This is a genomic window from Aneurinibacillus sp. Ricciae_BoGa-3 (assembly GCF_028421645.1).
Taxonomy (GTDB): Bacteria; Bacillota; Bacilli; order Aneurinibacillales; family Aneurinibacillaceae; genus Aneurinibacillus_B.
On the sequence record NZ_CP116887.1, the window covers coordinates 1,549,182 to 1,569,991 of the forward strand.

21 protein-coding genes are annotated in these 20,810 nt (G+C 47.6%); 11 read left to right on the forward strand and 10 right to left on the reverse strand.

Annotation, left to right across the window (positions count from 1 at the left end; translation table 11 throughout):
• Positions 1 to 52 precede the first annotated feature (52 nt).
• The 6 genes from PP175_RS07980 to PP175_RS08005 all read left to right on the forward strand — a co-directional run bounded on the left by PP175_RS07980 (position 53) and on the right by PP175_RS08005 (position 8,412).
• Positions 53 to 1,321, forward strand: a complete 1,269-nt coding sequence (locus tag PP175_RS07980) for a metallophosphoesterase family protein (protein ID WP_272442240.1) — start codon at positions 53 to 55, stop codon at positions 1,319 to 1,321.
• On the forward strand, positions 1,311 to 4,475 hold the full coding sequence (locus tag PP175_RS07985; protein WP_272442241.1) for an AAA family ATPase: 3,165 nt from the start codon (positions 1,311 to 1,313) through the stop codon (positions 4,473 to 4,475). Before PP175_RS07980 ends, PP175_RS07985 begins: the two co-directional genes overlap by 11 nt.
• A gap of 23 nt (positions 4,476 to 4,498) precedes the next feature.
• Entirely contained in the window at positions 4,499 to 5,938 is a 1,440-nt protein-coding gene (locus PP175_RS07990; RefSeq protein WP_272442242.1) for a sigma-54 interaction domain-containing protein, read from the forward strand.
• Between the two features lie 309 nt (positions 5,939 to 6,247).
• On the forward strand, positions 6,248 to 6,937 hold the full coding sequence (locus tag PP175_RS07995) for a CoA transferase subunit A (protein ID WP_272442243.1): 690 nt from the start codon (positions 6,248 to 6,250) through the stop codon (positions 6,935 to 6,937).
• Positions 6,938 to 6,948: 11 nt separating this feature from the next.
• Entirely contained in the window at positions 6,949 to 7,602 is a 654-nt protein-coding gene (locus tag PP175_RS08000) for a CoA transferase subunit B (protein ID WP_272442244.1), read from the forward strand.
• Positions 7,603 to 7,629: 27 nt separating this feature from the next.
• Complete coding sequence (locus tag PP175_RS08005) at positions 7,630 to 8,412, forward strand: 3-hydroxybutyrate dehydrogenase (RefSeq protein ID WP_272442245.1); 783 nt, start codon at positions 7,630 to 7,632, stop codon at positions 8,410 to 8,412.
• A gap of 35 nt (positions 8,413 to 8,447) precedes the next feature.
• Here the strand turns inward: PP175_RS08005 and PP175_RS08010 are convergent, their stop codons facing one another.
• The gene (locus tag PP175_RS08010; RefSeq protein ID WP_272442246.1) at positions 8,448 to 9,620 is read right to left on the reverse strand and encodes an MFS transporter; all 1,173 of its coding nucleotides are present in this window, start codon (positions 9,618 to 9,620) and stop codon (positions 8,448 to 8,450) included.
• Between the two features lie 143 nt (positions 9,621 to 9,763).
• On the opposite strand from PP175_RS08010, the gene fbpA reads away from it, so the two are divergent.
• The 3 genes from fbpA to PP175_RS08025 all read left to right on the forward strand — a co-directional run bounded on the left by fbpA (position 9,764) and on the right by PP175_RS08025 (position 11,507).
• Positions 9,764 to 9,898 (forward strand): Fur-regulated basic protein FbpA, encoded by a 135-nt coding sequence (fbpA, locus tag PP175_RS08015; protein WP_272442247.1) that lies wholly within the window; start codon positions 9,764 to 9,766, stop codon positions 9,896 to 9,898.
• 116 nt (positions 9,899 to 10,014) lie between these two features.
• On the forward strand, positions 10,015 to 10,917 hold the full coding sequence (locus PP175_RS08020; protein ID WP_272442248.1) for a PAS domain-containing protein: 903 nt from the start codon (positions 10,015 to 10,017) through the stop codon (positions 10,915 to 10,917).
• Positions 10,896 to 11,507 (forward strand): PP2C family protein-serine/threonine phosphatase, encoded by a 612-nt coding sequence (locus tag PP175_RS08025; protein ID WP_272442249.1) that lies wholly within the window; start codon positions 10,896 to 10,898, stop codon positions 11,505 to 11,507. Before PP175_RS08020 ends, PP175_RS08025 begins: the two co-directional genes overlap by 22 nt.
• A gap of 51 nt (positions 11,508 to 11,558) precedes the next feature.
• On the opposite strand, the gene PP175_RS08030 is transcribed toward PP175_RS08025, so the two are convergent.
• Genes PP175_RS08030 through PP175_RS08045 form a run of 4 tightly spaced genes read right to left on the reverse strand, consistent with a single transcriptional unit; the run spans position 11,559 to position 13,997 of the window.
• On the reverse strand, positions 11,559 to 11,858 hold the full coding sequence (locus PP175_RS08030; RefSeq protein ID WP_272442250.1) for an STAS domain-containing protein: 300 nt from the start codon (positions 11,856 to 11,858) through the stop codon (positions 11,559 to 11,561).
• A 19-nt stretch (positions 11,859 to 11,877) separates the two neighbouring features.
• Positions 11,878 to 12,279: an ATP-binding protein gene (locus PP175_RS08035; RefSeq protein ID WP_272442251.1), complete on the reverse strand. Its 402-nt coding sequence runs from the start codon at positions 12,277 to 12,279 to the stop codon at positions 11,878 to 11,880.
• Positions 12,272 to 12,580 carry a hypothetical protein gene (locus tag PP175_RS08040; protein ID WP_272442252.1) on the reverse strand — a complete coding sequence of 103 codons (309 nt, stop codon included), beginning with the start codon at positions 12,578 to 12,580 and terminating at the stop codon, positions 12,272 to 12,274. The genes PP175_RS08035 and PP175_RS08040 overlap by 8 nt, the downstream gene beginning before the upstream one ends.
• A gap of 34 nt (positions 12,581 to 12,614) precedes the next feature.
• Positions 12,615 to 13,997, reverse strand: coding sequence for a globin-coupled sensor protein (locus tag PP175_RS08045; protein WP_272442253.1), 1,383 nt, complete (start codon positions 13,995 to 13,997; stop codon positions 12,615 to 12,617).
• A gap of 238 nt (positions 13,998 to 14,235) precedes the next feature.
• Here PP175_RS08045 and PP175_RS08050 point away from each other — a divergent pair, with 238 nt between their 5' ends.
• Positions 14,236 to 15,033 (forward strand): YflT domain-containing protein, encoded by a 798-nt coding sequence (locus tag PP175_RS08050; RefSeq protein ID WP_272442254.1) that lies wholly within the window; start codon positions 14,236 to 14,238, stop codon positions 15,031 to 15,033.
• A gap of 309 nt (positions 15,034 to 15,342) precedes the next feature.
• On the opposite strand, the gene PP175_RS08055 is transcribed toward PP175_RS08050, so the two are convergent.
• The 4 genes from PP175_RS08055 to PP175_RS08070 form a co-directional block, all read right to left on the reverse strand.
• Positions 15,343 to 16,317 (reverse strand): superoxide dismutase, encoded by a 975-nt coding sequence (locus PP175_RS08055; protein WP_272442255.1) that lies wholly within the window; start codon positions 16,315 to 16,317, stop codon positions 15,343 to 15,345.
• A gap of 65 nt (positions 16,318 to 16,382) precedes the next feature.
• Complete coding sequence (locus PP175_RS08060; RefSeq protein WP_272442256.1) at positions 16,383 to 17,099, reverse strand: iron-containing redox enzyme family protein; 717 nt, start codon at positions 17,097 to 17,099, stop codon at positions 16,383 to 16,385.
• A 90-nt stretch (positions 17,100 to 17,189) separates the two neighbouring features.
• Positions 17,190 to 17,522 carry a YolD-like family protein gene (locus tag PP175_RS08065; RefSeq protein ID WP_272442257.1) on the reverse strand — a complete coding sequence of 111 codons (333 nt, stop codon included), beginning with the start codon at positions 17,520 to 17,522 and terminating at the stop codon, positions 17,190 to 17,192.
• The gene (locus tag PP175_RS08070; RefSeq protein WP_272442258.1) at positions 17,515 to 18,864 is read right to left on the reverse strand and encodes a Y-family DNA polymerase; all 1,350 of its coding nucleotides are present in this window, start codon (positions 18,862 to 18,864) and stop codon (positions 17,515 to 17,517) included. The genes PP175_RS08065 and PP175_RS08070 overlap by 8 nt, the downstream gene beginning before the upstream one ends.
• 279 nt (positions 18,865 to 19,143) lie before the next feature.
• Here PP175_RS08070 and PP175_RS08075 point away from each other — a divergent pair, with 279 nt between their 5' ends.
• Entirely contained in the window at positions 19,144 to 20,328 is a 1,185-nt protein-coding gene (locus PP175_RS08075) for a NupC/NupG family nucleoside CNT transporter (protein WP_272443213.1), read from the forward strand.
• 63 nt (positions 20,329 to 20,391) lie between these two features.
• Here the strand turns inward: PP175_RS08075 and tlp are convergent, their stop codons facing one another.
• The gene (gene tlp / locus PP175_RS08080; RefSeq protein ID WP_272442259.1) at positions 20,392 to 20,613 is read right to left on the reverse strand and encodes a small acid-soluble spore protein Tlp; all 222 of its coding nucleotides are present in this window, start codon (positions 20,611 to 20,613) and stop codon (positions 20,392 to 20,394) included.
• Positions 20,614 to 20,810: the final 197 nt, after the last annotated feature.

Sequence of the window (20,810 nt, forward strand, 5' to 3'; positions counted from 1 at the left end):
TCTGTACAATCAGGCTGGCTTCCAAGTATGCAGGGCGGAGGATGGGATAACGATGAGTTCATTTACATTTGTGCATGCGGCGGATATTCATCTGGACACTCCCTTTACCGGGCTGCGCCGCATGCCCGAGGCATTCCGTGATGTCGTACGGAAATCTACCTTTTTAGCGTTTGACCGCTTAATTGAAGTTTGTATAACGGAGAAGGCAGACTTTCTGCTTATCGCGGGAGACGTCTATGATGCGGCCGATAGAAGCCTGCGGGCGCAGCTTTATTTTAGACAAGGAATGCGCAGACTGCATGAGCATGGGGTTAATGTATATGTCATACACGGAAATCATGACCCTGATGATGGCAAACAGGCAAGGATTACCTGGCCGAATAACGTTCATTTTTTTAAGACGGAACAAGTGACCCATATGCTTTTCTGTAAAGAGGAAAAAGAACTCGCCCGCATTTATGGCATCAGCTACCCTCGAGCCCGGATTGAGGAAAACTACGCCTCTCTTTTTAAGCGTGCAGATTCGCTTTATTCAATTGCCATGCTCCACACCAACGTTGACGCAAGCGGGCTTCATGCGAATTATGCCCCCTGTACCAAGCAAGAGCTGATTGGTGCTGGATTTGACTATTGGGCTCTTGGCCATGTACATACGCGAGCGGTCCTGAATAAAGAACCTTATATCGTATACCCCGGCAATACTCAAGGGCGCAGCGCGGTGGAAACGGGTGAGAGGGGCTGCTATGTAGTAAAGGTAGATAAAGGTACAACGAGTCTGGCTTTCCGTCCGCTGGATGCCGTCCGCTGGGAAGAGGCTGTACTAGATATTAGTCAGGTGAGCGGCGAACCACAGCTTTTCGAAGCAATCGAAGCGCACAGAGAGGAAATCCGATGTAGGGCCGAAGGAAAACCGGTTATTCTGCGGTTGAACATACAAGGGACATCCTCTTTCTACAGGGTTCTTGCTGATAACGGTTACATTTCTCAACTATTGCAGGCGCTTAATGAAGAGGAAGAGGGCAGAGAAGATTTCGTCTATCTTGCTGATATCGAAAATCGTACGCTTGCTGCTGGCGACCGGATTGAGGTGGCGTCGGGGGACGACCTGCTGGGTGACCTACTCCGCCAGGGCGCCGCAATCGGAGAAGACAGCAGCCAATTGCAAGATTTCGTGCACCGGGCGCTCTCCGATGTCATGGAACATTACCAGCTTAAAAAGTACGTTCAGTATACGGAAGTTGAACACCGGGATATCCTGAAGCAGGCGCAAGAATTAGCAGTTACGCTGCTTAGGCCGGAGGGGGATTCCCATGAGAATTAAATCGATGCACATTAACGGGTTTGGAGCTGTTTCTGATTATACCATTACCGGCTTGTCACCGGGAATCAATGTGATCGAAGGACGCAATGAGGCGGGAAAGACAACCATCATGTCGTTTATACGTTCTGTGCTGTTTGGCTTTGCCAGCAGAAACCGTTCCTCTATTTATGATCGATACGAACCGGTTAACGGCGGCCGGCATGGCGGCACAATCACGCTTATAGATGATGCCGGCAAAGAGTTGCTTGTGGAACGTTTCCCGGGTCCCGCCGGCGGAAAAGTCACTATTCATTTGGACGATGGCACAACAGAAGGGGAAGCCTACCTCCAACGGCTTCTCGGGGGCATTTCGCCTATGCTTTTCCGCAGTTTGTTTGCCTTCAGCCTAACCGAACTGCAGCAGCTTGAATTTATTGAAGGCGATGAAGTGAGCGATTACATATACAGTGCTGGAATGGGCGCGGCTGTTACGCGTGCTGAAAAGTGGCTCGACGATAAAATGCTCAGCCTGTATCGCAGAAGCGGACAGGCACCGGACATCAATTCACTGCTTCGTCGCATTAAGTCTGTCGATACAGAAATTACCCATCTAAAAAATCTGATGCTCGAATACAATGAATACACGGCGCAAATAGAGGCGCTGAATAGTTGGATTGAAGCAGAGGAACATCATATTACGAATTTGAGGGAAGGCATTGCCCGTTTTGAAATGATAGAAAAAGCGGGCGATACTTATAACAGGCTGCAGATCGTCCGCGCGGAGCTTTGGGAGCTGCCGGATATTCGCTTTTTTCCTGAAGATGGAATCCGCAGGCTTGAGGAATTCCTTGGCCAGAGACGCACACTTGAAATAACCCACCGGAACCTTCGGGCGAAGCAGGAAAAACTTACGCAAGATATCGACAGCTTATCTTTTAATCCAGTACTAATCGAGTCACAGCCGCGCATAGAAGCCCTACTTGAAGAGGCCGCCCGGTGTGCAGACAGAAGGCAGGCGATCGCAGAAAACCAGATACGCATGCAGCAGCACCGTAATGAACTGGGTAAAAAGATGCGGCAACTCGGTGGAACATGGGCGGAAGAAGCCCTGCTCAGTTTTGATCTTTCGCTTGCCCGGCGAGAAGAGGTACGGGCGTTTCGGGATAAATTGAACACGCTGCAGCAGCGCGCCAGGGAAACCGTTCAGGAACAAGAAAGGCATGCACAGGAGAGAATGAATCAGGAAGTGGAAATTCAGGCTCTTTCGAAAGGGCATTCTTCCAGTGTGGCTGCGCTTGCCCAGGACTTAAGCAGAAAAGAAGGTGCGCTAAGAGAGGTTCGGGAGTTGTATGCCAGAATGGAGATTTCCGCCAAAGAGCAGGAATCTATCGATGATCGGATAGCTGACCTGCAGGAAGAGGCCGATCGCCTGGGCGCATTGGAGGCCGAACATGGTAAAAGCGTATCACCGCGTATGATAGCTGGCTCTATGTTCACCGGGCTGCTGGTTAGTGCGTTTATCTGGCGGCAGCACGCCTTAGCAGGGTCAATTGCGGCCACTATGGTGTTTATCCTGGGTTTCGTCTGGTTCTTCATGCAGCAGAGAGCAGGCCAACAGTCCACTCATAACGAAACTGTAAAGAAAGGCCGCACAAACATTGCCAATAAAATCAGCCAATTAAAAGCCAGGCAGGAAAAGATCGGTGAACAATACATACAGATGTCTCAGATGCTTGAGGCAAAAAGGCAAATGCTGAGCGCGCCTGCCATTACCTACGCGATCATAAACCGCGTGGAGGCGGAGCTAGCCGCTAAACGCAACGGTTTGGAGAATCAGTATCGCCTGAGTGAAAAAATAAGCGAGAGAAGAAAAAGGATTGCGGCGCTCGATGAGCAAATTCAAGCAGCAAGGCAGTCTGTTATAGAGGCCGAAGAAGAAGTGACGATCTGTCTGCCTCGCTGGCGCAGCTGGCTGGAGGCGAGAAATTTGCCGCGTGAGCTTTCACCGGAGGGTGCGCTAGATATGTTTGTAGTGGTTGAATCGTGTTGTGACATTGTGCAGCAGATCCGCAGCTTACAAGAAGTAAATGATGCGTATCAGGAAGAAACCGATAACTACGGTGCACAGGTAAACGAAATGTATGAGAGAGCGGGACTTACAATGCCGGCGATGATGGACCCCATCTATGCGATTCGGGAGCTGAAAAAAGCCGCCGCAGAAAGTCTGACAGCCCATCTTCAGTATGAGAAACTGAAACAAGACGAACAGGAAAACGCGGAGGCTATTACTGCATGCGAGGACAGCCTGAATATGTTGAGCCAGGCATTGAATGATCTGTTAGGCACAGCCGATTGTGTGGAAGAAGAGCAATTTCGCATTCGGGCACGCCAGTGCAGCATGAGGCAGAAAAAACTTGAGGAATTGCAAACCCATACCCATGCGCTCCGCCTGTTGTTAGGTGAAGAGGCCAAGATGCAAACCTTTGAACACGAGCTTTCGGCTGCCAGGGCACCAGGCGCGCAGGATAGGTACGGCGCCTACAAAGCCAGCCTGGAAGAGTCCCTTCAAAAGGTGAACCGTTGGCGTGATGAGAGAGGTGCTCTCCGCCAGCAGCTTGCCAATCTTGAAAGGGAAGGGACGCTTTCCGAAAGGCTGCAGGAATACGAAGAAATTGTCCAGGAGTTGAAGGATAAAATGCGGGAATGGAGCGTCTACGCTGCCTGCAGACAACTGTTAAAACAGTCGCGTGAGAAATATGAGCAGGAACGCCAGCCCGGTGTCATTCGGAATGCTTCCCGCTATTTTTCACAGATAACGGAAGGAAAATATACCGCTGTTCTGGCTCCGCTTGGCGAGAAGCGCCTGCTCGTCCAAAGGGATGACGGCCAGCGGATTGAGCCGGGGTATTTAAGCCGGGGGACAAAGGAACAGCTATACCTGGCGATACGTTTTGCCCTGGCGGGTGAATATGCAAGCCAGTGTGTACTTCCTCTTATTATGGATGATATATTCGTTAATTTTGATGCACAGCGTCTGCGATCAACACTTAATGCCTTGCAGGCAGTGGCGCAAACCCACCAGATTCTACTGTTTACGTGCCACCCGCATGTTACAAATTCTTTGTGCGGGGAACATGCGGTGATCCGGATAGGTGAACAGCTGCCTGTTTTTTAACAAATCCACAGGAGACAGGGGGAATGAATATGATTATCCGCCAGGAGGGATGGGTGCATAAACTGCTGCTTTCGCTAGCGGATAAAGCCAGCGCGGCAGAAAAAGAGAAAAAAATGCTCCAGATAGCGTTTGATAATGCCTATGAGGGGATCGTTATCGTAGATGCAGAAGGTATGGTGATCATGGCGAATGAAGCATACGCCCGTTTTCTCGGAACAACCATAAGCGGGTTAGTGGGACGGCATGCGTCAGAAGTGATAGAAAACACCCGGATGCACGTTGTCGCCCGTACCGGGGTAGCCGAAATTGCACAGATGCAGAAAATTAATGGCCACAACATGATTGCCAACCGCATTCCTGTATTTAACGGGCAGAAGCTGTCAGCTGTTATCGGTACGGTTATTTTTCAGGAAGTGGATGATCTATTTGCGCTTACTTCCCGCTTTGAGAAGCTCAAGAAGGAGCTTGAATTTTATAAAGGTGAATGGAATAAAAAGCACCATGCTAAGTATTCCTTTGATTCCATATTGGGTACAAGTCCGGAAATTGAAGCAGTTAAGCGGCTGGCGCGCCGGGTTGCTAAAAATGATACAACGATTCTCATCAAGGGAGAGAGCGGCACGGGAAAGGAACTGTTTGCCCATGCGATCCACCGGGAAAGCAGCCGGTTTAGCGGACCGCTTATTAAGGTGAACTGCGCTGCCATTCCAGAGACCTTATTTGAGTCTGAACTTTTCGGCTATAAGGAGGGTTCCTTCACCGGTGCCAAAAAGTCGGGCAAGAAGGGGAAATTCGCGGCAGCTCAGCATGGCACACTTTTTTTGGATGAGATCAGCGAAATGCCCCTAATGATGCAGGCCAAGCTGCTGCGTGTGCTTCAGGAAAAAGAAATTGAACCCCTTGGGTCCGAGGCGCCTGAATCCATTGATGTCCGCATTATCGCAGCCACAAATAAAAATCTGCAGACGCTGGTTGATGAAGGGAAATTCCGCAATGATTTGTATTACAGGCTGAATGTTGTCATGCTCGAAGTGCCGGCGCTGCGGGACCGGCAGGCTGACATTCCGCTCCTTACCTGCCATTTCCTGCGCCAGCTTGAGAAGGAAACAGGCATCCCCGTGGAAGGCGTGAATCCGGAGGCAGAGAAATTGCTATACGCCTACCCATGGCCGGGAAACATTCGTGAGCTGCGCAATGTGCTGGAGCGCGCCCTATATGTCAAGAATGGAAGTACCATAACGAGGCATGATTTGCCACACAGCATGTTTCAGTATCAGCAGGCTGAAAAATATGATGCGCAACATCACCTCACGCTCAAGTTCGCAGTTGAACAGCTGGAGGAGGAGTTAATCAGGCGTGCGCTAAAAGAAACGAAGGGAAGCAAGATTGAAGCGGCTGCCCAATTAGGGATAAGTAAGTCGTCCTTGTATGAAAAGATAACGAAATATGAAATTTCCGATTAAAGGTTTTGAAGCGAAATTGTACCTTGGATAAGCCCGCAGAAGAGGATTGCGGGCTTTCCACATTTCCGGAAATCACTTCCGAATTTTCGGAAATAGGGAGGGTGTCCATGTCTTTTTTTACTTCTTTTTAATCGAGCGAAGCTGCTGAAGGATATCGCATAAAATGAGCTTTGTTACCGCATGGGCGTGAATTTGCAGCACGCAAACAAAAAATTGGCATGATTGTTGCTTGTTAAATTAAATGAAAATGCCAATTTTTCTTGCAAGCGATTTCATCATAAATCTGCATGATGCATAGGAGTGGAGAATATGAGTGTGTATACGAACATCGCGGACGCCCTGCAAGGCATTCAAGACGGGGCAACCATCATGGCAGGCGGTTTTGGCCTGGTCGGAATTCCCGAAAAACTGATTCTGGGCCTGGTGGAAAAGGGGGTCAAAAACCTCACTGTTATTTCTAATAACTGCGGCGTAGACGATTGGGGGCTTGGCCTCCTGCTGCAGAATAAACAGATTAAGAAGATGATCGCATCCTATGTCGGGGAAAATAAAGAGTTTGAACGCCAGTTTCTTTCAGGTGAACTGGAAGTCGAACTTAATCCACAGGGCACGCTGGCTGAAAGAATTCGGGCAGGTGGAGCAGGCATTCCAGCGTTCTATACGCCGGCTGGCGTAGGTACACCGCTTGCGGATGGTCGTGAAACAAGAGTGTTTAACGGCAAGGAATATTTGCTTGAAACGGCTTTAACTGCTGATTTCTCGATTGTAAAGGCTTGGAAAGGCGATACGCTGGGCAACCTGGTCTACCGCAAGACAGCCCAGAACTTCAATCCCATTATGGCGGCTGCGGGCCGCATAACCATTGCTGAGGTTGAAGAACTTGTACAGCCTGGAGAGCTTGATCCAGATGCTATTCATACGCCAAGCATCTATGTGCAGCGCATTATTGCTTGCAACAATTATGAAAAACGCATTGAACGGAAAACCGTTCGGGTATAGGAGGAGAGAGCATGGCGTTAACGAGAGAACAAATCGCACAGCGTGCCGCGCAGGAAATTGAGGATGGCTACTATGTAAACTTAGGCATCGGAATCCCAACACTGGTTGCCAACTATATCCCGGCGGATAAACAGGTGATCCTGCAATCTGAAAACGGCCTGCTTGGCATCGGCCCTTTCCCAACCGAGGATCAACTGGATGCGGAATGCATTAATGCGGGTAAAGAGACCATTACGATGATACCGGGCGCGAGCGTATTCAACAGTGCGGAATCATTCAGCATGATCCGCGGCGGCCATATTGATCTGGCCATACTTGGCGGAATGGAAGTCTCAGAGCAGGGTGATCTGGCTAATTGGATGATTCCTGGCAAAATGGTGAAAGGTATGGGAGGCGCTATGGACCTGGTGCATGGCGCTAAGCGGGTTATCGTCATTATGGATCACTGCAACAAACAGGGCCAGCCCAAAATCCTTCGCACGTGCAGCCTTCCACTCACCGGTAAAGGCGTTGTGAACCGGATTATTACCGACCGGTCCGTGATGGATGTAACGGATAAAGGGCTTGTTCTGATAGAAGTTGTGCCGGGATATACGGTTCAGGATATTCTCGACTGCACAGAGGCCGAACTTATCATTTCTGACAAACTTATAAACAACCAGTAAAATCTGCAGGACAAGGAGCACGTGAACATGGGACTCGTAGAGAGTAAAATTGTCTTTATTACAGGAGCTGCCAGCGGCATTGGGCTGGAGATTGCCAGGGAATTTGCCAAAGAGGGGGCAAAAGTTGCAATCAGCGACCTTCATGAAGGCGCTGCCATAGAGGCTGCAGAGCAACTACAGGGGGCAGGGTTTGACGCCCTTGGGCTTGGCTGCAACGTTGTTGACGAAGGGCAGCTGACGGCGGCCCTGGATAAAACCATTGCACATTATGGCCGTCTGGATGTTCTTATTAATAATGCGGGCCTCCAGTATGTTTCTCCAATCGAGGAGTTTCCGACGGAGAAATTTGAACTGCTGATCAAAGTTATGCTTCAGGCGCCTTTCATGGCGATCAAACATGTATTCCCGATGATGAAAAAGCAGGGTTTTGGTCGTATTATCAATATGGCATCCGTTAATGGGCTTATTGGATTCGCCGGCAAAGCGGCCTATAATTCTGCAAAACATGGCCTTATTGGCCTAACCAAGGTTGCTGCCCTAGAAGGGGCTGAGCATGGGGTAACTGTTAACGCCCTATGCCCGGGATATGTGGATACACCGCTTGTCCGCAATCAGCTCATTGACTTGGCTCGCACCCGCAATGTTCCGCTTGAGAAGGTGCTCGAAGAGGTTATTTACCCCCTCGTTCCCCAGAAGCGGCTGTTAACCGTTCAGGAAATTGCTGATTACGCGCTGTTTATTGCAAGCGATAGGTCGAGAAGTATTACCGGCCAGGCGCTTGTCATTGACGGCGGGTATACGGCTCAGTAAATTAAGAAAACCGGAGAGCGTCTGCTTCTCCGGTTTTATTTGCTTCCTAATAGCCCTAAAACGATAACGGACAGCATGGTCATGACGAAGAACATTGTGAAGATAGCGGAGAATCCGACATGGGCTCCGATCATAATGCCAACCAGATAGGGAGCGATAATGCCTGCGATCCGCCCAAATCCCATTGCCCAGCCTGTGCCTGTTGCCCGAAACGAGGTAGGATACTGCTCCGCCGTGTACGCATAAGTTGCACCGAAAGCACCTAAGTTAAAGAAGGAAAGGCATGCGCCGGTAATAAGCAGCATGGGAAGACTGGTAGATAGACCGAACAGCAGGGAGAATACGGCTGATAGGGCCATGAAGGTAACGAGTGTATTCTTTTTCCCCCATTTCTCCACAAGGTAGGCAGCAGCAAAATAGCCGGGGATTTGGACGATGGTCATAAAAAGCACATATTGAAAACTTTTTAAGAGTGTATACCCTTTCAAGATCATAATAGATGGCATCCACATAAACATGCCATAGTACGAGAATACCGAGACAAACCACAGCACCCACAACACCAGGGACATACGGCGATACGGGTAGGACCAGATAAGCCGGATGTTTTGGACGATCGTCTGCCTTGTTTCTTTTTCAAAGGCCGGTGTTTCCGGAAGTTTCCTGCGAAGATAAAGCGCGTATAGTGCAGGAATGGCGCCAAGAAAAAGCCCGATTCTCCACCCGTACTGAGGAATGATGAAATAAGAGATAATCGCCGCGATAAGCGCCCCCATTGCCCAGAAACTCTGCAGCCAAACAACCCATTTAGCGCGTTCATGTTGAGGAGAAGCTTCCAGCACATAAGTAGTAGCGACCGGCAATTCGCCTCCCAGGCCAAACCCCACAAAAAAACGGACCAACATAAATAACGCAAATGTCGTCACAAAAGCATTCAAGCCCGTAGCCAAACTGTATATGAGCAGGGTGAAAACAAACAGGTTTTTACGGCCATATCGATCGGCCCACAATCCCGCAATAGCTGCTCCCAGCGCCATGCCGACAAAGTTAATCGTTCCGATGAGTCCTAACTGTTCCGGATTTAATCCCCATTCACCCTTAATCGCAGCGAGAACAAACGCGAGAATACCAACGTCCATCGAATCAAATAACAGGCCAATTCCTGTCAAACCTAGCAATGCCAGTGAACCCTGGCTTCCTTTTTTCATTGGGATCACCCTCTTTCTTCATAATGCAATGTATTCAGCTTAAGGTGAATGTGACTATATTTTCCCGGTTTATCTACAAAACAAAGCGGGTAAACATAATATGTAAACAAATATAGAGAAAGTTGTACAGGAGAGAGGCAGAAATGAATCCATATGTAGAAGAACTGCTTAAGCTGGGTATCTATAAAATTGGCGAAAGGCAGCTATATGAATGCTCCGAAGAAGAAGTTAAGCGGGTCCTAATAGATGCGTCCGAAAGCCACGAAAACTTTATCTAATGTCATGAACCGCTCTCTGCAATTATTGCAGAGGGCGGTTCGTTTATTTGCGTATTTTTGGTAAACTAGATGAAGGAAACCACAGTTAATGCGGGAACGAGTGGGGGGGAATACGATTGGTCGATCATAGGATGGATCAAACGGCATTACAGGCTGTCAGTATTTTGGAATCCATATCAGAAGCTTTTTTTTCTATTGACAATGCTTGGCGCTTTACCTACCTGAATAAGGAAGCTGAACGATTTATCCGCAGGAACCGTCATGAATTAATTGGCAAAATTATGTGGGAAGAATTCCCTGAAGATTTTTGTACAAAATATGCCAATGATACGCGGCGTGTTTTAAAAGAGCAGGTAAGCATTGAACTGGAAGACTATTTTTCCTCACTAAATAAGTGGTTCCTTGTACGGCTCTCGCCGATTGAGAATGGCCTGTGTATCTATTTTCGGGACATCACAAAACTTAAGCAGTCCCACCTTGAACTTTTGCAGACATTAGAAAAAAATGCACAGATGATTTCAGCGGTTGCCAACACAACTACAGGTGTTACCATTTCCAATCCCCGGCTTCCGGATAACCCGCTGATTTACGTCAACGAAGGTTTCACACGGCTAACAGGGTACTCCAAGGAAGAGGTGCTGCAGAAAAACAGCCGTTTTCTTCAGGGCAAAAACACAGACCTGGCAACCGTGAACCAGGTGCGTGAAGCCATGAACAAGGGTGTGCCGGTAACAGTCGAAATGCTGAATTACCGTAAAGACGGGGAGCCTTTCTGGAATGAGCTCTCGATTACACCTGTTTTTGATGAAGAAGGAAAATTGCTGTATTTTGTTGGGCTGCAGATAGACGTCACCAGACGCAAGCTCGCTGAGCAGCAGTTAAAAAAGGAACTTGAGTTTGCCAAACATGTACAACAAAGTGTGCTCAGCCCTTCGCTGGTCACCCGGTATATTGAGATTGATGCTGCTTATATTCCCTCAGAGCAACTGGCAGGGATATGTACTGCTGGTATGAAATAGACGAAGATAGATACGGGATTATGCTGCTTGATGTAGTTGGGCATGGCATTGGAGCCTCTTTGATCAGTATGTCTATTCGCTCCCTGCTGCATGGCCTCATTACTCGCCTGGCTGATCCGGTAAAGGTGACCCGAGAGCTAAACCGGCATATGAGAAATCTATACAGAGGTGAAACGGGCATGGTGCCTGCGTATTTCACCGCACTGTACCTCGTCGTCGACTGCAAGCGTAAAACGATTGAGTATGTTAATGCAGGGCATCCGCCTGGAATGGCATTGTTTGGAGATGGGCGGTTTGAAATGCTGTCAGAAGGAACGATTCCCCTCGGCATCCTGCCAGCTATCGAAATAACAAAGGGAGTCATTTCGTATACGGATATAGACAGGGTTAGGTTAGCCCTTTATACGGACGGTTTGGTTGAAAGGGAGGGGGAGCCTACACTGGATTCAGTTGAAAACCTTAAGAGGTTTCTTCTTGACCATTATTGGGCAGACAATCACACCGTTATCGAGCGAACGGTGGCTGAGTATCAGGCAGAGGGCAGCTTGAAGGATGACGTATGCTTAATATCGATGACGATATCATGTTAAAAACCAGAGGGCAGATCCCATTTATCTGCCCTCTTGCTGTTGAAGTGATTGTTAGGAAATTTTTAAAAGGGTGTCCAGTTTGCAAATTTGCAGGATATTTTTTACGGGTACCGATGCGTGAATAATTTCTGCCTGGTAGCGGGAAATCAGCGGGTGAACCCAGCTGATTAGGAAACCGACTCCGGTACTGTCAATGAATCTGACATTATGGAGATCCAGATAGAGGGTTTTAATATGCTCCGGGATTTTCCAGTCCTTTACATGGCTCTCAATTTGGCGTACGGTTTCAAAATTAATATCTCCGTTAAATTTAATCGTTACTGAATCCTCATGTTCAATAAATTTCAGCATTTCACCCGTCTCCTTTCTTTTACACTCGGTCAAAAGTGATGGTAGCCGTCCGTCCGCTCGCATCATATGAAAAATGCTTACTTACTTGGCCAATTAGATAAAGTCCTCTTCCCCGTGTTTCCCCGTGGGGAGGGAGGGTAGGCGACATCGCATTCCGCCAATCAAAGCAGCCGTTCTCATGGTCAATTTGCAGTTGTATTTCCTTGTCCGTCCAGCAAGCCCGAATATGAACGGTCCGCCCGCAAGTTTGATCCGTGTGATTCATAATGTTGATAAGAATTTCCCATACCGTTAAATAAAGTGAATAGCGAAGCATGCTGTCTGCTGTTATGTTTAGACTGGAACTGATCTCGTTAATTATGGGCTCTATTTTTTTGTTCAATTCCTCACCCGATGGCAGCGTGAACGTATAGTTAAGCATGGAGAAGCTCCATTACTTGCTTCAAATAGGGATGACGGTATTCATCCTGGTGCTCTAAGCGGTAAAGTTGGCTCCATAGGGAATTGTATGTGGATCGAATCTCGTTCGGTATCTGTTCTTTGAAATAGTACTGCAGATGCAACAGACGCCACTTAATATAATTTCGCACAGGACCATTGTTTGGCATGTCTCCTATATCAATGAGGATAATCTGTTCATTTGCCTCGTGCAGCAGAATATCCGTCATTTCTTCCAGTGAAGAAAAAATGTTATTTTCGTAGGAAAATTTATGGTTGCTCAACTTTCTCCCCCCACTCTGCTGTAATTCATCCCTATTATTTTATAGTGAATCGATCATTTAATTGATTGCTAAGTATGCTCAACTCTTCTGCCATTTTTGCAACCTGCTCGGATGCTATGGAAATTTCGCGGAATGTCACCTGGAAATCACGAATATAGGAGCCGACTCGCTGGATTTTTTCGCTGTTTTCCCGCACGTGGATGGAAGAGCCATCCATAATTTTCATAATGGTCGTATTAATGTCTCTGAACTTGCTTGTTTGTTTCGCGATCTGTTCAAAAGAGTTTTCAAAGTCTGTCACGTTGGTTTGAACGTGTGTGATTTGTTCCTGAATGTGGTCGAGCGCTGCCTGAGTTTGCATGGCCAGATTGCGTACTTCTTTAGCCACGACAGTAAACCCGCGGCCATGTTCACCCGCCCGCGCTGCTTCAATGCTGGCATTTAGAGATAAAACGTTTGTTTTATTGGAGATGGCATGGATAACTTGTACCACTTCACCAATCTTATTGGAGCTTTCGATAAGTTCCTTCGATCTCGTCCGCGTCTCCTCCATAATTTCAACAATGCGGTCAATTTCCTGCAAAGCTGATTCGATTTCGGTCTTTCCCTCTTCCACCTGCTCGACCATTTGTACTGAACTTTGCGCGATCAATTGTGTTCCTTCAAGCATCTGGGCCACATGTTTTTCTTTTTCATTAATAGAAGCCGTTGTTTCTTCAGCGGTAGCTACCAGCGCTTCAGAAGACTCATTTAGACGCTGCTGGATTCGTTCGATTTCATTTAATCGCATCATGGATGACGTGTAGGAATCTATGTATGTAGCAATAGCAATTTGCATATCAAAAGAACAGAGGCGCTGGAACGAGGTGTAAATGCTGTGGGCCTCCCGAACGTCAAGCTCCTCGATTAAAACGGTGAATACTTGCTCCTGAATTAAGTTATAGGCACCAATGTACCACTCCGGAAAAAGGTTGATCCGGTTGTGTACATTGCCGATAACTTTTCGGCGGATCACATAGTCTTGCCCGATTTCACCTGACACCATATCCATTAAATACTGTTGCAGGGTTTGGCGCAGTCTGTCAACAGAACTATGTTTGTTAATGATTTCAACCAGAGCAGGGATCTTATTTACCCGCTGGTAGAAGGAGGTCACTATACTCGGCACATGTTTTTCAAATAGGGGGCGGATGCTGGCCAAGCGTTGCAAATCTTCTGCTGTAAGGTTTAGAAAGCAAACCTTTGAGGCTTCTGTGCCTGCCAAAAGCTGCTGGTAGTAATCTTCTATATTTCTATGCGAACCAGCAGATAGCGGCTTTTGACAAGAAGAGGGGGGCTCTTGTTTTTTTTGCCCTTTCAAAAAATTCAGCGCTCCTCTCTGGTTGCCAAGCAGCTCTTTAAATGAAAGGTCTTTCATTTCTCTATCCCCTTCCGTTATTTATTTTTTCGGAAAGTATTAACTATATCAATCATTCATGATTATATCACGACACCTGTTACAAAAGTCATAGTTTTTATGTGAACAAATAGTATTTTTGTGCTTCCTAATTTAATAGATACATGTGCATCGACTGGAGAAGTTGTTGTTTGGCAGGGTGTCCTCTGAGGGTAAATAAAGGTGTGTACAACAATCTTAACAATGGAGGGATGTTAGAATGGACAAGAAAATCATAGGCGTATTCCATACAGAAGACCAAGCTATTCGAGCAATTCAATCCTTAAAAGATCAAGGTTACCGTTCCGATGATATTTCGATTATTGCTAAAAATAAAGATGATGTTAGAGGTATAGAAGATGCCACCGACACGAAGATGGAGGAAGGCCTTGCCACCGGCGCTGCGACAGGCGGAATTCTCGGCGGTGTCGCCGGCCTTGTAGCCGGCCTTGGCGCACTGGCCATACCGGGCATTGGCCCGATCATTGCGGCGGGCCCTCTGGCTGCTACGCTTGGAGGAGCAGCAATTGGCGCTGGTACAGGCGGTTTGGTGGGCGCGCTGATTGGCATGGGAATTCCAGAAGAGCATGCACGTGAATATGAAAGTTATTTAAATGCAGGGGAAATCCTTGTAATGGTAGATGCGGACGCGGACCGCGCTTTCGGTGTATACGACACGTTCCGGGCCAATCATACACTGAATGCTGACCTGTATAACGCCCCTTACTATACAGGCGGCACCATGGCCACAAGTGATATGTCCATGGGCAGAGCAAATGTAGATTCGACCATTGATACCAACCCAACAGGATACGGAACAGGAAGCACGTACGTAGACAGAACAAACGATTCAACAATTGGTCACACAGCTTCTAATGCTGCGGATCGGGTTTTTGATGATGGTAACAGATCGCTGGAGGATCGGATTGTAGACCAGACAGGCGTTAAGCGCGCAGACAATGACGACGTAAAAGCTGCGCGCGAGAGAAACAGCATGGGTGACGATACCCTTCTGTAATAGAGGTAATAATGAGGCCTCCGGAATCCCGGAGGCCTTTTGTTATTGGTAAAGTAAGTATATGTTGCTTCACAGTGGAATGGGACCTCTGGTCCCGAAACACCCAAGAAAAACATCATGAGGCGCATGTCCGCACCTTTCTTTCCCCCTGTGGAGCGTGTGGAACAGAGGGCGAAAAAGACCGGCAACTGTCTCCATCATTGAGATACCCAGATGTTTTGCCGGTCCGCCCGTCGTTCCACAAAGCGGCCGTATAAACTTCTATGAGGGGAAAGGAGAGAGCGGCATCGCCCATGATGTTTTTTTGCATTAATAGGGAACCCACTGAACCCGCTGGGCCTGGGCGAAACGCCGGTTAACATCATTCCAGTTTACCACATTCCACCAGGCATCGATGTAGTCTCTGCGCCTATTATTGTATTTTAAATAGTAGGCGTGCTCCCAGACATCCAGTACAAGCAGAGGGATCATATCCTGCTGCGATTCATTCTGATGCTTCTCCGCCTGCAGAATTTCTACCCGGTGGGAGCGGGGGCTCCAAACAAGCATGGCCCACCCTGACCCTTGAACTTTCTCAGCCGCAGCTGAGAAATGGGCTTTGAAGGCAGCAAAGCCGCCAAATGTGTTGCTGATTTCATCCGCAATCGCGCCACTCGGTTCGCCTCCGCCTTCTGGACTCATATTGTGCCAGAAAATGGTGTGAAGATAATGTCCCGCTCCGTTAAAGGCTGCCTCGTTCTCCCAGTGTTTAATAAGCGAAAAATCACCGGTTTGCCGTGCTTTCTGCATCTCTTTTTCTGCTTTATTCAGGCCGTCAACATACGATTTGTGATGCTTGTCGTGGTGCAGGCGCATGGTCTGCTCATCGATATACGGTTCCAGCGCGTTATAGGCGTAGGGGAGTGGTGGGACGACATGCCCGCCAATCGGTACCACCTTTTCGGCTCCCGCCGCAGGTTCTCCACGCATTCCCTCGTCCTGGCCGCTTACAGGCAGAACGGAATGCACGGCTTCTAATGCATCGCCGTTTTCCTGCAGCAGATCGGAAAGCATAGTGAAGAGGTTATGTGATCGCTCGTATAAGGAGCGTACCTCTTCTGAGTCAGCCGTTAACTTGTCAGCCCATGTTAGGTATTTCTGTGTGGTTTGTTCGATTTGGGTTAAATTATCCAGTAAGCGGCCCGCTTCTTCCGGGGGAATGCGAAGCGATTGTATTTTCTTGATGAACGCTACGTGATCCTGGCTCCAGCTAATCAGCTGCTCCAGGTGTTGTTTTACTGACACGTTCTCTCCTCCTTCCCGCATCTTTACCTTTACGTTATGCTGGAGAAGAGAAAGTGGGTATATGGCTAGCTCAGACTTTTCATTCTTTCATAGATGGATTCATAAAATCTGGCCTCAGAACGTGTGATGTAGGCACCTGCCCGATACATGCGCTCTAAATCCGCAGCTGATGTAAAGCGGATAAGAACGTTTTTGCAGAGCTCGTAGTGGCGGGGTTCATGGGTATCGGCGTGTACGGTCCAGAAGTTGGTATTAATTTTAGTCTCTTTATTATAGTTTGGATGGGCAAGCCCTTCTCCGATTAAGCCCATGACTTTTCCTGCAAACAGCTCTGAGCCAAAGCCGATCGCAGCCATTGCCTCAAGGGAGGTAGCGTTCCTTAAAAACGAAAGAAAGGCGTGAACGGCCTCGCGTGTGCCAGGTGCTACAGGGTAGTCGGGCACGTATTTATCATCTGTCGGTATACCGGGTGCGGCAGTTACAAGGAAGCTGTGGTACAGGCGGGAGTGGTACGATTTTGGATTGCCGCGCCCCGCTTCATCCCACAGATTGTCTACCAGCGATACCCACCAGTCATCCTCCGGCTCTACGGCTGCTATGGCGGCGCCGAGCACGCGCGGGAAGTTCCGGCTGTAATAGCTGTACTGCAGCGCGAATTCTGCGACCTGCCGGCTGTTCCATTCTCCGCTGCGGAGGCTTTGCATAAACGGTGATAGGATGATGTCTTCCTCAACGATTGACCAGATCGCAGTTTCAATCTCGTCGTATGTTTTAAAATTCATAGGATTTTCCCCCTTTATCTATATGTAATGCGGGTTGTTCGGTAAGATTCGTCCTGCACTAACCCCGTTATTTAACCACTCTACCTGTTTTCAAGTCAAGGAGCAATGGACGAGATCATTCACTGGAATGATAACGGGCCCGCTGGCCGACTCCAGATAAACAGCCTGGATCGCTGGATTAAACCGTGTAATGATGCCGACTGCTTCATGGTTGCGTTTGTCACGGTAATAGGTCAGCCGGACTTCGCAATGCGATGCAATCGCCCGGCCGATCTGTTCCGCCAATTCAGCCAGTTCATCTTCCGTTTTATTCGGCGGGGCTATGTCATTTTGCGATTCACCCCATGCTTTTAACGCTTCCCGGTGTTCTGTGAGCATCATCGACGTCCATTTGATATTGCCTCTGTCGCGAAACTTATCCATAGTGGCCGCCTATTTTCATGCTGCGTTCAATGGCAATGCCGCCATCCGCATGGCTTGATGCTTTCAAAATCGCCTGTACGCCGAAGCGTTCGCGGATTTTATCGACAGCAGCGGTTAAATGCTCCTTCTTTAATCTTGCTTCATAATTAAACATATCCAATTGGATTTCATCATCTGAAGATAAATGGGAGAGGGCGACATACACACTGCGGACCACAGCTCCAGGCTGATAATACTTGTCGAACAGCTTCAGGCACACATCATACATTTCATCTTCAAAATAAGTCGGGGTCTCGATGCTTGTGGAATGGGAAAATCCTGTTGAAAGGCCCTCCTGCGAATAGCCTATACCTAAGCTGATCGTTCGGCCGTGCTTGCCGTCTTTGCGGGCTCTTCTGCAGACTTCGTCGCACAGTTCGCGGATAACAATCTTGATTTCGGAAGCTTTGGTGTAATCACGCAGCAGCGTAATGCCATTGCCATAGCTTTTGTGATCGACATCATAATTAGGGCGCACCTCGCTGAAATCAATTCCCCAGCTGTGGTTGTACAGCTGCACGCCCATAATTCCAAAGCGTTTTTCCAATACTTTTGCATCGTAGTAGGCTATATGTCCCACCGTGCGAATCCCAATCTGGTGAAGATTTCTCTCCATCCTTGAGCCGATGCCCCACATTTTTTTTACGGGAACAGGCCATAGTTTTTCAGGGAGGTCTTCATATTGCCATTCCGCAATGCCTTCCGGGGACTTTTTTGCTTCAATATCCAGGCACAGCTTCGCCAGCAGCATATTGGGCCCCATGCCTATCACAACGGGGATTTTCAGTTCTGACCAGATTTTTTCTTTTAGCGAACGCGCTGTCTGCCACTTATCGCCGAACAGCTTTTCCGTACCGGAAATGTCAATCCAGCCTTCGTCAATGCTGTATTGCAGCATGCTATCGTAGGGGGCAAATTCGTTCAATATTTTCATCAGTTCTAAACTGATTTGCATATACTGGGACATCCGGGCTTTAACGATTTGAATCCGGGGATCTTTTGGCAGTTCGAAATACCGGGAAACATTGCTTACGCCAAAGTCTCTTTTTAAAGCGACAGACGCAGCGAGTACAATGGAACCGTTTCGATCCGGATCGCCGACTACGGCCAGATATGTAGTGAGAGGGTCTAAACCCAGTAACGAACAATGTGCGGATGCATAGAAGCTTCTGGCGTCGATCATTAAAATAGAGCGGTTAGGCATTGTGCTGTAATCAAACAATTCTATCACCTCAGGAACATTTGTTCTGTTATTAGTATACTCAGTTGGATGCAGAATATGCAAACGAATGTTCCTATCCAAATGATGGCACGCTTCCCAAAAAGAACGAACAAAGTATGCGCAGCTTCCTGTCGCCTCTAAATCCGCTATAACATGGGCGCTATAGGGAATAATAATGGATCCCCATGCAAAATCTGATTTTTATGATTGTTTTCCGGGTAATTTACATACGTTGATCAATTTGGTATATTTAATTCCGTTTGAAATGAAAGCGGTTAAAATAAATGCTTGCATAAAGCGTAAAATCGTCGGTTGTTGTACAATTTACAGCGCTTTTTCCAAAAGCTGGCGGGGGTTATGATGAATATCGTGTTTTTACTAACAGGCTTAGCTTTAGTGTTTGTATTAGGCATTCTGGTAAGCAACGATCGAAAAGGGATTCGCATCCGTCCCATTGCGACGCTTCTGATCACACAAATTGTATTAGCATTTTTACTGCTAAATACGCAGATTGGAATCGGCTTAATCAGTTTTGTGTCAAAGATGTTTAGCAGACTAATGGAGCTCGGGGTTAACGGGGTTAACTTCGTATTCGGCGGAATGGAAAATAAGGCAGGCGCTACATTCTTCTTAAATGTACTGCTGCCGATCATTTTCATTTCTGTCTTAATTGGCATTTTAAATCATCTGCGAATTTTACCGCTTATTATTAAGTATGTTGGATGGGCGCTAAACAAGTTAAATGGGATGGGGAAACTGGAGAACTATATTGCGGTATCGTCGGCTATCCTGGGGCAGTCTGAAGTATTTCTTACCGCGAAGCAGCAGCTGGGTTTTGTGTCCAAAAGGAGGCTCTATACGCTCTGTACGTCCGCGATGAGCGCGGTTAGCATTTCCATTGTAGGGGCCTACATGACGATGCTTGCGCCCAAGTATGTAGTGGTTGCGATTGTACTTAATATTTTATCAGCCTTAATCATCGCCAACATTATTAATCCCTATAAGATTGAAGAGGAAGAGGATCAGCTGGTCGTCGAAGGGGAAGAAAAGCGGCTTACTTTCTTTCAAATGATTAGCGAAAGTATTATGGATGGATTAAAGGTAGCCATTATTGTGGCCGCCATGCTGATTGGATTTATCGCGCTTATGAATCTCATCAATTATCTATTTGGCCTTATATTCCATATCTCTTTCCAAACAACTTTAGGTTATGTATTTGCGCCGATTGCTTTCTTAATGGGGGTACCATGGCACGAGGCGGTACAAGCAGGAAGCATTATGGCTACCAAACTTGTCACAAACGAATTCGTGGCGATGATGGACTTCAAAAATATCGCCGGCGGTTTGTCGCCCAGAACGGTGGGCATTGTTTCCGTGTTTCTGGTCAGCTTTGCAAATTTCAGTTCAGTCGGGATTATTACAGGTTCAGTCAAGGCTCTGCATGAGAAACAAGGGGATGAAGTCGCAAAATTTGGCATGAAGCTGCTGTATGGATCCACGCTTGCCTCGATTCTGTCCGGAACGATCATGGGTTTGTTCCTTTGAACCACGGTAGGCTACGAACGAAAAAACGAGAATAAAAGGAACCGGCAGAACCGGTTCCTTTTTTTACCTGTTTTGTGCATTGCGCGCCTCGTCGCGCACTTCCTCCCTCATTCCGGCAATGCTTTCCCTGCGGCGTTCGTTTTTTGCCTCGATCCGCTCGCGCTGGTATTCAGGCATGTCACCGATGGCTAGCGTTTCTTCAGCCTTATGAATGTTCTGTATGGTGTTCTGAATCATGTCCTGCAGCTTTTCAACATTGTCACTGCGGTCATCCGGATAAGCCATAGCAGTTTCCCTCCCTGGTTTTGAAGCTTCGGGAATGAACCCAAAAATAGTGTGCAACAATTAAAAAAATATATCCGGCTTTTGCGTTAGCACATGGAAACCAGGTGAGAAAATGTTAGGAAATTGACACGGTTAGCGGATGGGAAAAAGCAAAAATCTGTGGTAACATGATAGAGAAAAGGAAAATAAATCCCTTT

Excerpts from the sequence above, each read along its gene's own strand:
- PP175_RS08050 (WP_272442254.1), top strand. The coding sequence starts at position 14,236 with ATGGACAAGAAAATCATAGGCGTATTCCATACAGAAGACCAAGCTATT.
- PP175_RS08000 (WP_272442244.1), top strand. The coding sequence starts at position 6,949 with ATGGCGTTAACGAGAGAACAAATCGCACAGCGTGCCGCGCAGGAAATT.
- PP175_RS08025 (WP_272442249.1), top strand. The coding sequence starts at position 10,896 with ATGTACTGCTGGTATGAAATAGACGAAGATAGATACGGGATTATGCTG.
- PP175_RS08010 (WP_272442246.1), bottom strand. The coding sequence starts at position 9,620 with ATGAAAAAAGGAAGCCAGGGTTCACTGGCATTGCTAGGTTTGACAGGA.
- PP175_RS08045 (WP_272442253.1), bottom strand. The coding sequence starts at position 13,997 with ATGAAAGACCTTTCATTTAAAGAGCTGCTTGGCAACCAGAGAGGAGCG.
- PP175_RS07985 (WP_272442241.1), top strand. The coding sequence starts at position 1,311 with ATGAGAATTAAATCGATGCACATTAACGGGTTTGGAGCTGTTTCTGAT.
- PP175_RS07995 (WP_272442243.1), top strand. The coding sequence starts at position 6,248 with ATGAGTGTGTATACGAACATCGCGGACGCCCTGCAAGGCATTCAAGAC.
- PP175_RS08075 (WP_272443213.1), top strand. The coding sequence starts at position 19,144 with ATGAATATCGTGTTTTTACTAACAGGCTTAGCTTTAGTGTTTGTATTA.
- fbpA (WP_272442247.1), top strand. The coding sequence starts at position 9,764 with ATGAATCCATATGTAGAAGAACTGCTTAAGCTGGGTATCTATAAAATT.
- PP175_RS08060 (WP_272442256.1), bottom strand. The coding sequence starts at position 17,099 with ATGAATTTTAAAACATACGACGAGATTGAAACTGCGATCTGGTCAATC.
- PP175_RS07990 (WP_272442242.1), top strand. The coding sequence starts at position 4,499 with ATGAATATGATTATCCGCCAGGAGGGATGGGTGCATAAACTGCTGCTT.
- PP175_RS08065 (WP_272442257.1), bottom strand. The coding sequence starts at position 17,522 with ATGGATAAGTTTCGCGACAGAGGCAATATCAAATGGACGTCGATGATG.
- PP175_RS08030 (WP_272442250.1), bottom strand. The coding sequence starts at position 11,858 with ATGCTGAAATTTATTGAACATGAGGATTCAGTAACGATTAAATTTAAC.
- PP175_RS07980 (WP_272442240.1), top strand. The coding sequence starts at position 53 with ATGAGTTCATTTACATTTGTGCATGCGGCGGATATTCATCTGGACACT.
- PP175_RS08005 (WP_272442245.1), top strand. The coding sequence starts at position 7,630 with ATGGGACTCGTAGAGAGTAAAATTGTCTTTATTACAGGAGCTGCCAGC.
- tlp (WP_272442259.1), bottom strand. The coding sequence starts at position 20,613 with ATGGCTTATCCGGATGACCGCAGTGACAATGTTGAAAAGCTGCAGGAC.
- PP175_RS08035 (WP_272442251.1), bottom strand. The coding sequence starts at position 12,279 with ATGCTTAACTATACGTTCACGCTGCCATCGGGTGAGGAATTGAACAAA.